12 protein-coding genes and 1 tRNA gene are annotated in these 12,766 nt (G+C 61.4%); 9 read left to right on the top strand and 4 right to left on the bottom strand.

Annotation, left to right across the window (positions count from 1 at the left end; all coding sequences use genetic code 11):
- Positions 1–85 precede the first annotated feature (85 nt).
- Positions 86–1,216, bottom strand: coding sequence for a glutamine-hydrolyzing carbamoyl-phosphate synthase small subunit (gene carA / locus EB812_RS03230; RefSeq protein WP_118229768.1), 1,131 nt, complete (start codon positions 1,214–1,216; stop codon positions 86–88).
- A gap of 2 nt (positions 1,217–1,218) precedes the next feature.
- Entirely contained in the window at positions 1,219–4,461 is a 3,243-nt protein-coding gene (gene carB / locus EB812_RS03235; RefSeq protein WP_130957825.1) for a carbamoyl-phosphate synthase large subunit, read from the bottom strand.
- A 191-nt stretch (positions 4,462–4,652) separates the two neighbouring features.
- On the opposite strand from carB, the gene EB812_RS03240 reads away from it, so the two are divergent.
- The 9 genes from EB812_RS03240 (at position 4,653) to EB812_RS03280 (ending at position 11,212) form a co-directional block, all read left to right on the top strand.
- Positions 4,653–5,372 carry a class I SAM-dependent methyltransferase gene (locus EB812_RS03240; RefSeq protein WP_242621177.1) on the top strand — a complete coding sequence of 240 codons (720 nt, stop codon included), beginning with the start codon at positions 4,653–4,655 and terminating at the stop codon, positions 5,370–5,372.
- A gap of 63 nt (positions 5,373–5,435) precedes the next feature.
- Positions 5,436–5,852: a nickel-responsive transcriptional regulator NikR gene (nikR, locus tag EB812_RS03245; protein ID WP_118229765.1), complete on the top strand. Its 417-nt coding sequence runs from the start codon at positions 5,436–5,438 to the stop codon at positions 5,850–5,852.
- Positions 5,852–6,667 (top strand): GTP cyclohydrolase FolE2, encoded by an 816-nt coding sequence (gene folE2 / locus EB812_RS03250; protein ID WP_118229868.1) that lies wholly within the window; start codon positions 5,852–5,854, stop codon positions 6,665–6,667. The genes nikR and folE2 overlap by 1 nt, the downstream gene beginning before the upstream one ends.
- Before the next feature lie 291 nt (positions 6,668–6,958).
- Positions 6,959–7,327, top strand: a complete 369-nt coding sequence (locus EB812_RS03255; protein WP_130957826.1) for a flagellar basal body rod C-terminal domain-containing protein — start codon at positions 6,959–6,961, stop codon at positions 7,325–7,327.
- 84 nt (positions 7,328–7,411) lie between these two features.
- Positions 7,412–8,425, top strand: coding sequence for a C40 family peptidase (locus tag EB812_RS03260; protein ID WP_118229763.1), 1,014 nt, complete (start codon positions 7,412–7,414; stop codon positions 8,423–8,425).
- Between the two features lie 8 nt (positions 8,426–8,433).
- Positions 8,434–8,946 carry a rhodanese family protein gene (locus tag EB812_RS03265; protein ID WP_118229762.1) on the top strand — a complete coding sequence of 171 codons (513 nt, stop codon included), beginning with the start codon at positions 8,434–8,436 and terminating at the stop codon, positions 8,944–8,946.
- 9 nt (positions 8,947–8,955) lie between these two features.
- Positions 8,956–9,927, top strand: a complete 972-nt coding sequence (gene gluQRS, locus EB812_RS03270) for a tRNA glutamyl-Q(34) synthetase GluQRS (RefSeq protein WP_118229761.1) — start codon at positions 8,956–8,958, stop codon at positions 9,925–9,927.
- 569 nt (positions 9,928–10,496) lie between these two features.
- Complete coding sequence (locus EB812_RS03275) at positions 10,497–10,871, top strand: hypothetical protein (protein WP_118229867.1); 375 nt, start codon at positions 10,497–10,499, stop codon at positions 10,869–10,871.
- A 265-nt stretch (positions 10,872–11,136) separates the two neighbouring features.
- A tRNA-Thr gene (locus EB812_RS03280) sits at positions 11,137–11,212 on the top strand.
- Positions 11,213–11,359: 147 nt separating this feature from the next.
- Here the strand turns inward: EB812_RS03280 and arsM are convergent.
- Both arsM and EB812_RS03290 read right to left on the bottom strand, forming a co-directional pair.
- Entirely contained in the window at positions 11,360–12,211 is an 852-nt protein-coding gene (gene arsM, locus EB812_RS03285) for an arsenite methyltransferase (protein ID WP_118229760.1), read from the bottom strand.
- A 67-nt stretch (positions 12,212–12,278) separates the two neighbouring features.
- Positions 12,279–12,647, bottom strand: a complete 369-nt coding sequence (locus tag EB812_RS03290) for an ArsR/SmtB family transcription factor (RefSeq protein ID WP_118229759.1) — start codon at positions 12,645–12,647, stop codon at positions 12,279–12,281.
- Positions 12,648–12,766: the final 119 nt, after the last annotated feature.

Consider the following 12,766-nt stretch of genomic DNA (forward strand, 5'->3'; position numbering starts at 1 on the left):
TTGGGGTCATGGCGGACAAGCCGTCGCATCCACTTCACCATAGCCGCAAGCGTCACGGAGAATCAAGTCCCGCGGCGGCAGGGCCTCAGCTGTTGACTGCCGTGGCGATCATATCCTTAAACCGGGCAAAAAGGTAGCGCCCGTCGTGGGGGCCGGCCGCGGCTTCAGGGTGAAACTGCACGCTCATGACGGGCAGCCGGGTATGACGCAGACCTTCCAGGGTATTGTCATTGAGGTTGATATGCGTGGCCTCCACGTCGGGCGCGTCGTCCAGCACCACATGGAAGCCGTGGTTCTGCGAGGAGATTTCAATGCGCCCGGTGGTCAGGTCTTTGACGGGGTGGTTGCAGCCGTGGTGGCCGAACTTGAGTTTGTGTGTGGTGCCGCCCAGGGCATGGCCGATGAGCTGGTGCCCCAGGCAGATGCCCGTGACCGGGAACATGTCAATGAGTTCGCGCACCAGGGCAATGGCGTCGGTAAGGGTGGCCGGGTCGCCGGGGCCGTTGGAGAGAAACACGCCCTGAGCTCCGCTGGCTTTGGCCCGCGCGGCGCTGAAATTGGGCGGTACGGCCAGGGGTTCGAAACCCGCCGCGCAGAGGCAGCGCAGGATGTTCCACTTGATGCCGTAGTCATAGACCAGCAGGGGCAGGCCCGTGCCGCGCCAGGCGTAGGCGCCGTTTTCGTCCAGGGCGACTTCCTGGGGGGCGTTGTCGATCCAGGCGTAGGGCTTTTGGGCGGCCACAAAGGGCACCAGGTTGCGGCCCTGCATGGTGGGCAGGGCGCGGGCGCGCTCTTGCAGCACGCGGCGGTCCTGCTCTTTGGTAGAGATAATGCCGCGCATGGCCCCGTGCAGGCGCAGGTGGCGGGTCAGAGCGCGGGTATCCAGCCCTTCCATGCCGGGGGTTTCATAGCGCTGCAGAAAGGCGGGCAGGCTCATGTGGGACCGCCAGCTGGAAGGCTGCTTGCAGCATTCCTTGACCAGAAAGGCGGCGCAGTGCACCCGCGCGGATTCCATATCTTCACGGCAGATGCCGTAGTTGCCCACAAGCGGGTAGGTCATGCAGACCATCTGCCCGTAGTAGGAGGGGTCGGTGAGGACCTCCTGATAGCCGGTCATGCCCGTGGTGAAGATGACTTCGCCGCCGGTTTCGAACTCTCCGGTAAAGGACTTGCCTTCCAACGTAAAACCGTCTTCCAGCACCAGCAATGCTTTCATAGCTACCCCCGCGCTTCCCGCGCGTAGTATTCCTGCAGACTTTCCACATGCACCTCGTCGCGGCGGGAGCCGATGGCCGTGGCCGTGGCCCTGGCGGCGGCGATGGTGGTGCAGTAGGGGACCTTGAACATGAGGGCCGCGTGCCGGATGGCCTTGGAATCTTTGGCCGTGTGCTTGCCAGAGGCCGTGTTGATGACCAGGGCCACCTCGTGATTGATGAGCAGGTCCACGATATTGGGCCGACCTTCATAGACTTTGAGCACTTCTTCCACGTCTAGGCCGCGTTGGCGCAGCACGGCGGCGGTGCCGCGCGTGGCCAGAAGCTGAAAGCCCAGTTCGGCAAACTTCTGGGCCACCTCGGGCAGGTAGGGTTTGTCTCTGTCGTTGACGGAAAGGAAGATGCGCCCGCCCTGGGGCAGCGCCTGCCCCGCACCCAGCTGGCTTTTGAGGAAGGCCTCGCCGAAGCTGGGGCCCATGCCCATGACCTCGCCCGTGGAGTGCATTTCCGGTCCCAGAATGACGTCCACCCCAGGGAAGCGCTGGAAGGGCAGCACGGCTTCCTTCACGCAGACAAAGCCGCCCTTGCGCAGGCTCCAGGGGTCCAGTCCCTCCAGGGTTTTGCCCAGCATGACCTGGGTGGCCAGGTAGGGCAAGGGCACGCCCGTGGCCTTGGAAACGAAGGGGGCCGTGCGCGAGGCGCGGGGGTTCACTTCCAGAATGTAGATGTCATCGCCCTTGATGGCGAACTGGATGTTCATGAGCCCCACCACGCGCAGTTCTCTGGCCAGGGCTTCGGTCTGAGCCGCGATGTTGGCCACGTGGTCGTAGGAGAGGGAATAGGAAGGCAGCACGCAGGCCGAGTCGCCGGAGTGGATGCCGGCTTCCTCAATATGTTCCATGATGCCGGCAACGTACACGTCCTTACCGTCGGAGAGGGCGTCCACGTCCACCTCCACGGCATGCTCCAGGAACTTGTCGATAAGGATGGGGTGCTCCGGCTTTTGGGGCACTTGGGCGTGGAAGTATTCGGTCAGTTCCGTGGCGTCGTAGACCACGGCCATGGCGCGCCCGCCCAGCACATAGCTGGGCCGCACCACCACGGGATAGCTGATGCGTTCGGCCGCCTCTTTGGCTTCTTCAAGACTCATGGCCGTGCCGTTGGGCGGCTGCAGCAGATTGAGCTTCTGGATCAGGGCCTGGAAGCGTTCGCGGTCTTCAGCCCGGTCTATGGCGTCCGGGCTGGTGCCCAGAATGGGCACGCCCGCGCGCATGAGGGGCACGGCCAGGTTGAGGGGGGTCTGTCCGCCAAACTGCACGATGACCCCTTCAGGCTTTTCTTTTTCCACAATGTTCATGACGTCTTCAAACGTCAAGGGTTCAAAGTAGAGGCGGTCGGAGGTGTCGTAGTCCGTGGACACGGTTTCGGGGTTGGAGTTGACCATAATGGCCATGACGCCCGCGTCCCGCAGCGCGAAGGAAGCGTGGCAGCAGCAGTAGTCGAACTCTATGCCCTGGCCAATGCGGTTGGGGCCGCCGCCCAGGATGAGCACCTTGCGCCGGTCTTCCACCACCAGTTCGTCGCCGTGCTCGTAGGTGGAGTAGAAATAGGGGGTATAGGCCTCAAATTCCGCCGCGCAGGTATCCACCAGATAGTAGGTGGGCACGATGTCCATTTCTTTGCGCAGGCGGCGGATGTCGCTTTCGGGCCGCTTCCACATTTCCGCCAGCTGCCGGTCGGAGAAACCGTATTCCTTGGCTTCGCGCAGGATAAGGCGCAGATGGGGGTTGGTGGCGGTCATGTCGTTGGCCAGGCCGAAGTCGCTGATGCGGGCCTCCATATCCACAATTGCCTTGACCTGCCGCACAAACCAGGGGTCAAAGGAAGATGCGGCGGTGATTTCCTCTTCACTCAGGCCCGCGATCAGGGCCTGGCGCAGGGCAAAGATGCGTTTGGAATTGGGCCGGTGCAGGGCTTCCAGAATGGTTTCCCGGTCGGGCAGGGCGGCACGGAAGTTAAAGCCCAGGCCTGTGGCGCCGATTTCCATGGAGCGCAGGCCCTTCTGCAGCGCTTCCTTGAAGGTGCGCCCAATGCTCATGGCCTCGCCCACGCTCTTCATGGAGGTGGTCAGCTCGTCCTGGGCGCCGGGGAACTTTTCAAAAGTGAAGCGCGGCACTTTGACCACGCAGTAGTCAATGGCGGGCTCGAAGCTGGCCACAGTTTCGCGGGTAATGTCGTTGCGCAGCTCGTCCAGAGTATAGCCCACGGCCAGCTTGGCCGCAATTTTGGCGATGGGGAAGCCCGTGGCCTTGGAGGCCAGAGCCGAAGAGCGCGACACGCGCGGGTTCATCTCAATAACCACCAGGTCGCCGTTGGCCGGGTTGATGCCGAACTGCACGTTGCTGCCGCCCGTTTCCACGCCGATTTCGCGCATGATGGCGATGGAGGCGTCGCGGATATTCTGGTATTCCGCGTCCGAAAGGGTCTGGATGGGGGCCACGGTGATGGAGTCGCCCGTGTGCACGCCCATGGGGTCGAAGTTCTCAATGGAACAGATGATGACGCAGTTGTCCTTGGCGTCGCGCATGACTTCCATTTCGATTTCTTTCCAGCCCAGCACGCTCTGTTCGATCATGACCTCGGAGGTGGGGCTGGCGGTCAGGCCGTTGGCGGCCACTTCCTCCAGATCCTCCAGATTGTAGGCCACGCCGCCGCCCGTGCCGCCCAGGGTGAAGGCCGGGCGCACGATCAGCGGGAAGGGCAGCACATTGCCCAGGCGGCGCACGTCGTCCATGCTGCGGGCAATGCCGCTGGCGGGCACCTGCAGGCCGATGCGCTCCATGGCCTCGCGGAAGAGTTCGCGGCTTTCGGCCTTTTCAATGACCTCGGCCCGCGCGCCGATGAGCTCTACGCCGCATTCCGCCAAAACGCCGCTCTTGGCCAGTCCAAGAGCGGCGTTCAAAGCCGTTTGTCCGCCAAGGGTGGGCAGCAGGGCGTCGGGACGCTCTTTGCGGATGATGGTGGCCAGGGTTTCATGCTCGATGGGCTCCACATAGGTGGCGTCGGCCAGATGCGGATCGGTCATGATGGTGGCCGGATTGGAGTTGACCAGCACCACCTCGTAGCCCTCTTCCTTGAGGGCCTTGACGGCCTGGGAACCGGAGTAGTCAAACTCGCAGCCCTGACCGATGATGATGGGCCCCGCGCCGATGACGAGAATTTTGTGCAAATCCGTACGCTTGGGCATTGGATCTTCCTGCGGATTTTGGGGATGGAAAGGGCGGCCCCGGCAGGGCCGACGCCGTTTGCTAAAACTGGGGGATAATACATGCCACGCCGTCAGGCGTCAACTGTGGCGCGTCGCCTGCGTCGCGCGGGCGGCCGGCCGCGGTTGCCCTGTACAGCCCGGCGGCAATGCGTTATGGTGCCACGGTGAAGATGTTGTCAAAAACTTCCGCGCCCTTGCCTGTCGCCGAGGCCGACAGTGGACTTGCCGCCTACTGCCCGCAGATCAGCGTGCGCGCCGCGGGGCGGTTGTGGCGGCTGGAGCGGGCGGCGGACCTGGAGGCCCTGTGGGAGGCCATGACCGCCGATGCCGACGACTTTGCCGACGAGCGCCTGCCCTACTGGACGGAGCTCTGGCCCGCCAGCGTAGCTCTGGCCGACTGGCTGGCCCTGCGGCGGGAAGAGATCGTCGGTCGTCCCTGCCTGGATCTGGGCTGCGGCCTGGGGCTTACTGCTATGGTGGGGCAGGGACTGGGCGCGCGGGTCACGGCCGTGGATTATGAAGAAGAAGCCCTGCGCTTTGCCCGCAAAAACGCCGCAACCAACGGGGTGCCCCAGCCCTTCTGGACGGTCATGGACTGGCGGCGGCCTGCCGTGGCCGCAGGCTGCATGGCGCGCGTCTGGGGCGGCGACATTATGTACGAAAAGCGGTTCGTGGCCCCGGTGCTGCATTTTCTGGACCGCGCCCTGGCCCCGGACGGCGCGGCCTGGGTGGCGGAGCCGGGCCGCACGGTGTATGAGGCCTTTTTGTGCGCCTTGCACAATGGCGGCTGGCAGGGGCGGCAGGTCTTCAGCCGTGTTGTGGAACCGATCTACGCCCAGCCCGTGCCCGTCACCGTGCGGGTCTGGGAAATCCGCCGCACCCCGGCCTGACGCCAGGGACGGTCTCACCGGCAAACGGCGGCCCCGCCGCACGGCCGTCACAGGAATCTGCATATGGGAAATCTGGCCCGCTTTGGCGTGTCTTTGGACGAGGACCTGCTGGAACCTTTTGACGAACTCTGTCGGCGCAAAAGCTACCCCAACCGCTCGGAGGCCATCCGCGACCTGATCCGCAAGGCCCTGGTGGAAGAAAGCTGGAACAAAGACGCCTACGGCGCCGGCACTCTGACCCTGGTTTACGATCACCATAAAAACGATCTGGCCCGCAAGCTCATGCAGATCCAGCACGACGAACACGAGCTGATCATCACCACCCTGCATGTGCATCTGGACCACTATAACTGCCTGGAAGTACTGGTACTCAAAGGCGAACCCCGACGCATGCAGGCCCTGGCCGATAAGCTCATCTCCTGCCGCGGTGTAAAGCACGGCGTATTTACGGGCACGACCACAGGACAGGATCTGGCATGATGGAAGATGTGCAAAGTCACGCCCCCCAGGTGGCGCTGAATATTGATCGGGTGGGCGTGCGCGACCTGCATTTGCCCCTGTTGGTGCGCGACCGCAGCCGGGGCAGTCAGCAGACCGTAGCCAAGGTTGATCTGGGCGTGGACCTGCCCTCGTCCTTTAAAGGTACCCACATGAGCCGCTTTGTGGAGGCGCTGGAAGCCTGGAACGACGAGATCAGCTACCGTTCCGTGCGGCGGCTGCTCCTGACCATCAAGGAACGCCTGGGCGCGCGCCGGGCCTTTGCCTGCTTCAGCTTTCCTTATTTTATTGCCAAAAAAGCCCCGGTTTCGGGCAGCCCGGCCACCGTGGCCTATGCCTGCCGTCTCACGGGTGAGCTGGACGATTCCGGCCAGTCCTTTTTACTGGAGGCGGACGTGCCCGTCATGACCGTCTGCCCCTGTTCCAAGGCCATCAGCCGCGAGGGCGCGCACAGTCAGCGGGCCATGGTGCGCATGCGCCTGCGCATGAAGGCCTTTTCCTGGTTGGAGGATTTTATCGACATTGCCGAGGCCTCGGCTTCGTCGGCGGTCTACACTCTGCTCAAGCGCGAAGACGAAAAGTTTGTGACCGAAAACGCTTTTGCCCACCCCACCTTTGTGGAGGACGTGGTGCGCAACGTGGCCCAGCGTCTGTTGGAGCACGGGCAGGTGGAGCGGTTCAGCGTGGAGGTGGAGAGCATGGAGTCCATCCACAACCACAATGCCTTTGCCCGCATTGAGCGGGATCTGACCGTCGCGCCCGCCCGAAATGCGGAGGAAGCGCGTCCGGAAGTGTAGGATGCATGACCGCGGCCGGGCTGCAGCCCGGCAAGGCGCACAGTGTGCGCCCAMGGCTTTGCCCGCACGGCGAAGTTCTACACCGGCCTGATGGTCCCGCTGCGGAGAGGAATGGCGTCTGGTTTTGCAGCGCCGCAGGAGGCCTGCACGGGGCTGGCCACGACACCCTGCGACGGCGGGCGGGTTGCATTTGCACGGGGAGCTATTAATAATGTATATTATTAAAAATAAACTCTAAAAAATCTCTTCCCTATCCATTGTCTCTTGTGCTAGACCGGAACAGGTGCCCAGATGATCAGCAGCAACAGTATGACCTTGGCCGCGGGCGCTTTAAAGGCTCAATCGCAAGGGCTGGCGGTCACGGCGCACAATGTGGCCAATGTTTCCACCGGCGGTTTCAGGCCCCGGCATGCTGCATACGCCACAGGCCCGGAAGGTTTCGGCGTCCGTTTGAACGCCGTGCTGCCCCCTGCGGAAGCCCCGGACCCCGCTCAGGCTGTGTATGACGCCACCGCAAACGCCGGCCTTGTTCCCAGCGGCACAGATCTGGCCGTCGGCGCTGTGGAAATGATCTCTGCCCAGCACGCCTATGCGGCCAACGCGCAGGCAGTGCGGACCGCTGACGCCATGCTGGGCACGCTGCTGGATATCCGGGCCTGACCGCTCCTCGCATAGAGGAGCGCCCGTCAATTTGATACATTCGTCCGCCCCTGCGGCGCGGCGTAAACCCTGTACGGAGCGCGGATGGGTAAGTGCCTGAAGCTGGGCGTGCTGCTCACAGCCTGCGTCCTGGCCTTTGGTTGTGCGGCTAGGCAGCAGCAGAACAGCCCCCAAGACGAAACCCTGCGGGTGGAACGGTTCCGCCGGTCCTACGAGGCGGCTTTCGACAATAAACAGCAGGAGGCCAGCCAGCAGCTCATCAGCAAGGCTCGCTCGGCCCTGGGCACGCCCTATGTGAGCGGCGGCAGTTCCCCTGGCGGATTTGACTGCTCCGGTTTTGTCTGCTGGGCCTACAAGAGTGTAGGCGTAAGCCTGCCGCGCACCGCACGGGAACAATCCGTGGTGGGCAAGCGCATCACCAGAGTGGAAGACATGCGCGCCGGCGATATCGTGGCCTTCCGCCATCCGCGTCGGGGCTATCACACGGGGATCTATGTGGGGGACGGAAAATTCATCCACAGCCCGCGGCGGCGCTCCACCGTGCGGATCACTTCTTTGGACGACCCCTACTTCAGCGGCACCTTTTTGGGCGCGCGGCGCGTAAAAATTGAGGCCGGTGAAAACCTGGTGGCGCAGGCCGAAAGTCGTCTTAACGATTTCACCGAAGAACGGGCCGTGCGCGACCTTTCCACCGCCAGAAAAGCCAAAGGTAAGTCAAAAGTCAGCGCTAAGTCCAGCCGCAAGCAGGGTAAAGTTGTGCAGGTAGCCAGCAATGAGCGGACCAGCAAACAGCGCGTCGAAAAATCTTCCGCCAAGTCTGCCAAATCTTCCTCCAAAGTTTCCAAATCTGCCAAGTCCGCAGACGTCCGCGCCGAAAAGCGCGGCAAAACTGTTGCGCAGTCCACCGGCAAAACGACCGCCAAATCCGCAAAATCCGCCAAAAAGGAAGCGGCTGCACGCGGGGGCCGAGTCGCCAAAGAAGCCTCCAAAGCCTCCGCCACAGAAAAAAAATCCAGCGCCGTGCGCAAGGTGGCGTCCAAGAGCGATGCCGGCAAAACCTCTAAAACCGCCGTCAAAAAACGGGGCGGCAATTCGTAGGGCTCTCCATGCTCAGCAGTATTTCTCCCGAAGAAGCATATAAAAAACTGCAGGAAGGCACGGCCCGTCTGGTGGACGTGCGTGAACCCGACGAACTGGCCACACTGCGCTTCCCCGGCGCCGAGGCCGCGCCCCTTTCCATCATCCGTTGGGTTGACCTGCGCCCGGCCAGTGCGGAACAGCCCATTATTTTCACCTGCAATTCCGGCAGGCGCACCAGAAATGAGAGCGAGCTGCTCCAGCAACTGGCCGGCGGGCCCGCTTTTCAACTGGAGGGCGGGATCAACAACTGGGTAAAGAAGGGGTTGCCCGTGGAACGCGACGCCAAAACCCTGCCCATGTTTCGTCAGATTCAGATCGGGGCGGGTTCATTGGTACTGCTGGGCCTTGTGGGCGGGCTGGCCTGGCCGGGCCTGCGCTGGCTTTCGGCTTTTGTGGGCGCGGGACTGGTCTTTGCCGGGGTAACCGGCTTTTGCGGGCTGGCCCTTTTGCTGGCAGCCATGCCCTGGAACAAAAAATAACTTTTTGTCATGATCCGCTGCTGCGGCAGGCTGGCCCCCAGCCCTACGGGCTTGCTCCACCTGGGCAACGCCTGGGCTTTTCTTCTGGCATGGCTGGCCGCGCGGGCTCAGGGCGGGCGGCTGCTGCTGCGGCTGGAGGATATTGACCCCCAGCGTTCCCGGCCGGAGCTGGCCGCTGCCGCTCTGGAAGATCTGCGCTGGTTGGGGTTGGATTGGGACGCTGGCCCGGATCTGGGCGGCCCCCACGCGCCCTACGTACAGAGCCTGCGCACCGATCTCTATGCCGCGGCCCTGGCCCGTCTGGAGGCGCAAGGGCTGACCTATCCCTGTTTTTGCAGCCGCAGGGAACTGCGGCAACTGGCGGCAGCCCCCCACGTGGACGATCGCGGCGCGCCGTACCCCGGCACGTGCCGACGTCTGAGCGCGGCGCAGCGGCAGGCCCTGCTGGCCCAAGGGCGACACGCCGCCCTGCGTTTGCGCTGCCCCCCAGAGTCCATCAGTTTTGTGGACGCCGTACAAGGGCCGCAGTGCTTTACCCTGGCGGACTGCGGCGGCGATTTTGCCCTGCGGCGCAGCGATGGCGTGGTGGCCTACCAGTTGGCTGCGGCCCTGGACGATGGCCTCATGGGCGTGACGCAGGTGGTGCGCGGGCGGGATATTTTGCCTTCTACGCCACGCCAGATCGTTTTGCTGCGTCTGCTGCGGCTGCCCGTCCCTGCCTACGCGCACGTACCGCTTTTGCTGGACGCTGCAGGCGAGCGCCTGGCCAAGCGTCACCACAGTCTTGCCCTACGCACATTGCGAGAGCGCGGCGTGGACGCCCGCCTGGTGGTGGGCCTTCTGGGACGGCTGGCAGGGTGCAATCCTTCGGGCGCGGCCTTGCGGCCACAGGATCTGCTGGCGGATTTCTCGCTGGCAAAGCTGCCGCGTGCGGATATTCATTTGGAGGCGGGGCTGGTGGACGGACTCCTGGCGGGATGAACGTTTGTTGGTGCGGCCTGTGGATGTTCGGGGCGGTAGTAGCCTGCCGTGCGCCTGAAGTATCCCGGCAGTGTCGTGGACGCGCGTCCCCCGGAGCAGATTACCTTTGAGGATATAATATATTCTCAAAAGGGTACGGCACGCTTGTTCCTGCGCTTAAGCGCGCACATACGTTGCGCTTGCGCCTCCACGGCGGGCGTCTGCTCACGCAATCGCCAGGGCATTCCAACGTTGCAAGGCTCTGGTCATGGGAATATGTGTGCTCGGACCTTCTCCGATCTGCGGGACGAGGCAGATTTTTGGCAAAAGGCAACGCCGGTTAGGGCAATTTTGTGTGAATTTGTTCTGACCGCTGTGTGGGCAGGCGTCTGCCGCAGGGTGTAAACGCGGCCCGTTATGGTTAGGGGCTGCGGTGGCCTTACAGTGAGCTTTGCGAATGTGCATTCCCGAAGTTCGCTGTTTTTGCGGTGTGGGCAGCCTTGGCGACTGCAGGGGTGTTTCCGGCGGCAGAACAACAGGCGGGGATCCGTGGCGGCCTTCGCCGTGCAAGGGTGGAGTATTTGATGGGTATGCAGTCTTTAGAACAAAAAATTTTGGACGAAATTTTTCCGGCCGAGCGCGCGGACGCTTTTTTTGACGCCTTGTTCGGCGGCGCGGAAGAGGGCGCCTATGATATCGTGCTGGTGTGCCGCGAAGTCACGCCGGACAAGGCACATCTGGCTTTTGAACTGCGCCAGCGCCCTGGCCGCTGCCTAGCCTGTAATTTGACCTATGGCCTGCCCCAGGTTTTTCAGCGCCACCCCATTCTCAATGTGGCCGACGTGGTAAAGCAGGTGGCGGAGCGACTGCACTGGCAGCCTGAAACCACCAGCTGGAAGCTGGGCCATACCGAGGAACTGCGCCGCGAAGTGCACGCCATCCCCCTGGTGCTGCAGCGCGCCTGAGCCGCAGGCGCAGCCCGTAAGGTTTGTGCGGGCTTTGCGCCCTAGAGGTGCAATCCTCTTGACAGACAACGCCTTTTTTGGCAGATGTAACCGGTTGCCGGTCTAGCTCATTGGGTAGAGCAGCTGATGCGTAATCAGACAGGCTCTGAAGAAATGGAGCTCTAGAAAAAGAGAAAAATCACCAAGTTATCCAATAGGTCACAGCCCCAGTTTTTCGTTTCTGCCACCCTATTGCTACATTGGTGCGAAATACAGTTTTTCCTACGCCGCCTTGGCTCAGCTGGTAGAGCGGCTGATTCGTAATCAGCAGATCGTCAGTTCAAATCTGACAGGCGGCTCCATAAAATCAAGGGTTTATGTGCCAAATAAGCACATAAGCCCTTAATTTTTTGTGTTGTTTCGCCTCTCTTCCCTGCTAAATGAGGATTGACGGGCTGTTACTCTTGCAGCCACAACATCTTTGGCTGTCCGAATAATCTGGATAACTTCTATATGTTTACCTGTTTTTGAGCTTCAATGGATAAACTGACAACGTAATCCGTCAGTTCCTCGCCCTTGGGCAGGGTTTCAGCAATTTGCCTGTACAGAGGGTCGTTCCAGTCCAGCATGTTCCGCACGTAATCCGGCTTCGGGGTCAGGGCGATGCAAGTGAAGCCTGTCTTTTCCAGTATGGCCCTGGTTTCGTCCACCAGAATGGCCCCGGCCACGCAGCCCACCAGCGCCGAGGCCATTTCCCGGATATTGTCGGGGAGGGGCTTTAACAGGGCCAAGTCCGAAATGGAGATTGTACCGCCCGGCTTAAGTACGCGGGATATCTCACGCCAGACCTGGGGCTTGTCCGGGGAAAGATTCATGACGCAGTTGGAAAGCACCACGTCAATGCTGTTGTCGGCCACTGGCAGATGCTCAATCTCGCCAAGGCGGAATTCCACATTGTCCAGGCCGGTATGCTGCCGGTAGTGCCCGATGTTCTTGCGGGCCTTACCAAGCATTTCCGGCGTCATATCCACGCCTATAACTCGGCCGGAAGTTTTCACTTTTTCGCCCGCCTGGAACACGTCAAAGCCACCGCCGCTGCCAAGATCAAGCACGGTCTGGCCTTCCTTCAAAGTCGCAATGGCAAGGGGGTTGCCGCAGGAAAGCCCCATATTTGCGCCTTCCGGCAGGTTAGTGAGACTTTTTGAATCATAACCTATAGCCTCAGCAAGGCGGGCAGGGTCGGCCTGACTGCTGCGCGGACTTCCGCAACAGCAAGCGCGTTTTCCCAAGGCGATTTCAGCATATCCGGCGCGGACTGTCTCGCGGAGGTCAAACGGAGTTAGCTCTTTTGTCTTTTTCATGTACCCTCCAATTGTCCAAATGAAGTTGTATAGTTGATGTAAATGGGCAAAAAAATAGGGCCTCGGCTTACTTGTTTGCAGTATGGGGCGGGGGCGGCAAAAAACCAGGGGGAACCGCACACACCGCTCTGAAACTCTGGCACTGCTCAGGATGAGACGAACAGCATTCCGCAGTCAAATACGCGATTACCTCAAGCATCAAAGGGATATTTGCCCGATAGCGCGAAAAGCGGCCTTCCTTTTCCATCCTGACCAGCCCGGTGTGGACAATGGCTTTGAGGTGGAATGACAAGTTTGTAGAAGGCAGATTGAGATTTTTTGCTATTTCTCCCGCTACAAGTCCTTCCGGCGCATGCTTCACAAGCAGACGGAATATGTCCAGGCGCACATCAGAGGATAACGCCTCAAAAAGTTGAGCAGCATCTGTCGATTTCATTTGTTAAATGTTCAACACTAATTGACCAATGTCAAGAGGTAAAAACAAAGACTACGAGTGGGAGTGGGCTCTACCTCAAAAGGGCTCTACCTCAAAAGCGGGGGCATAGCGGTCCGGAG

The organism is Desulfovibrio legallii, from assembly GCF_004309735.1.
Taxonomy (GTDB): Bacteria; Desulfobacterota; Desulfovibrionia; order Desulfovibrionales; family Desulfovibrionaceae; genus Desulfovibrio; species Desulfovibrio legallii.

Excerpts from the sequence above, each read along its gene's own strand:
- arsM (WP_118229760.1), bottom strand. The coding sequence starts at position 12,211 with ATGAAAAAGACAAAAGAGCTAACTCCGTTTGACCTCCGCGAGACAGTC.
- nikR (WP_118229765.1), top strand. The coding sequence starts at position 5,436 with ATGGGAAATCTGGCCCGCTTTGGCGTGTCTTTGGACGAGGACCTGCTG.
- EB812_RS03290 (WP_118229759.1), bottom strand. The coding sequence starts at position 12,647 with ATGAAATCGACAGATGCTGCTCAACTTTTTGAGGCGTTATCCTCTGAT.
- carA (WP_118229768.1), bottom strand. The coding sequence starts at position 1,216 with ATGAAAGCATTGCTGGTGCTGGAAGACGGTTTTACGTTGGAAGGCAAG.
- EB812_RS03260 (WP_118229763.1), top strand. The coding sequence starts at position 7,412 with ATGGGTAAGTGCCTGAAGCTGGGCGTGCTGCTCACAGCCTGCGTCCTG.
- EB812_RS03240 (WP_242621177.1), top strand. The coding sequence starts at position 4,653 with ATGTTGTCAAAAACTTCCGCGCCCTTGCCTGTCGCCGAGGCCGACAGT.
- EB812_RS03255 (WP_130957826.1), top strand. The coding sequence starts at position 6,959 with ATGATCAGCAGCAACAGTATGACCTTGGCCGCGGGCGCTTTAAAGGCT.
- folE2 (WP_118229868.1), top strand. The coding sequence starts at position 5,852 with ATGGAAGATGTGCAAAGTCACGCCCCCCAGGTGGCGCTGAATATTGAT.
- EB812_RS03265 (WP_118229762.1), top strand. The coding sequence starts at position 8,434 with ATGCTCAGCAGTATTTCTCCCGAAGAAGCATATAAAAAACTGCAGGAA.
- EB812_RS03275 (WP_118229867.1), top strand. The coding sequence starts at position 10,497 with ATGCAGTCTTTAGAACAAAAAATTTTGGACGAAATTTTTCCGGCCGAG.
- gluQRS (WP_118229761.1), top strand. The coding sequence starts at position 8,956 with ATGATCCGCTGCTGCGGCAGGCTGGCCCCCAGCCCTACGGGCTTGCTC.
- carB (WP_130957825.1), bottom strand. The coding sequence starts at position 4,461 with ATGCCCAAGCGTACGGATTTGCACAAAATTCTCGTCATCGGCGCGGGG.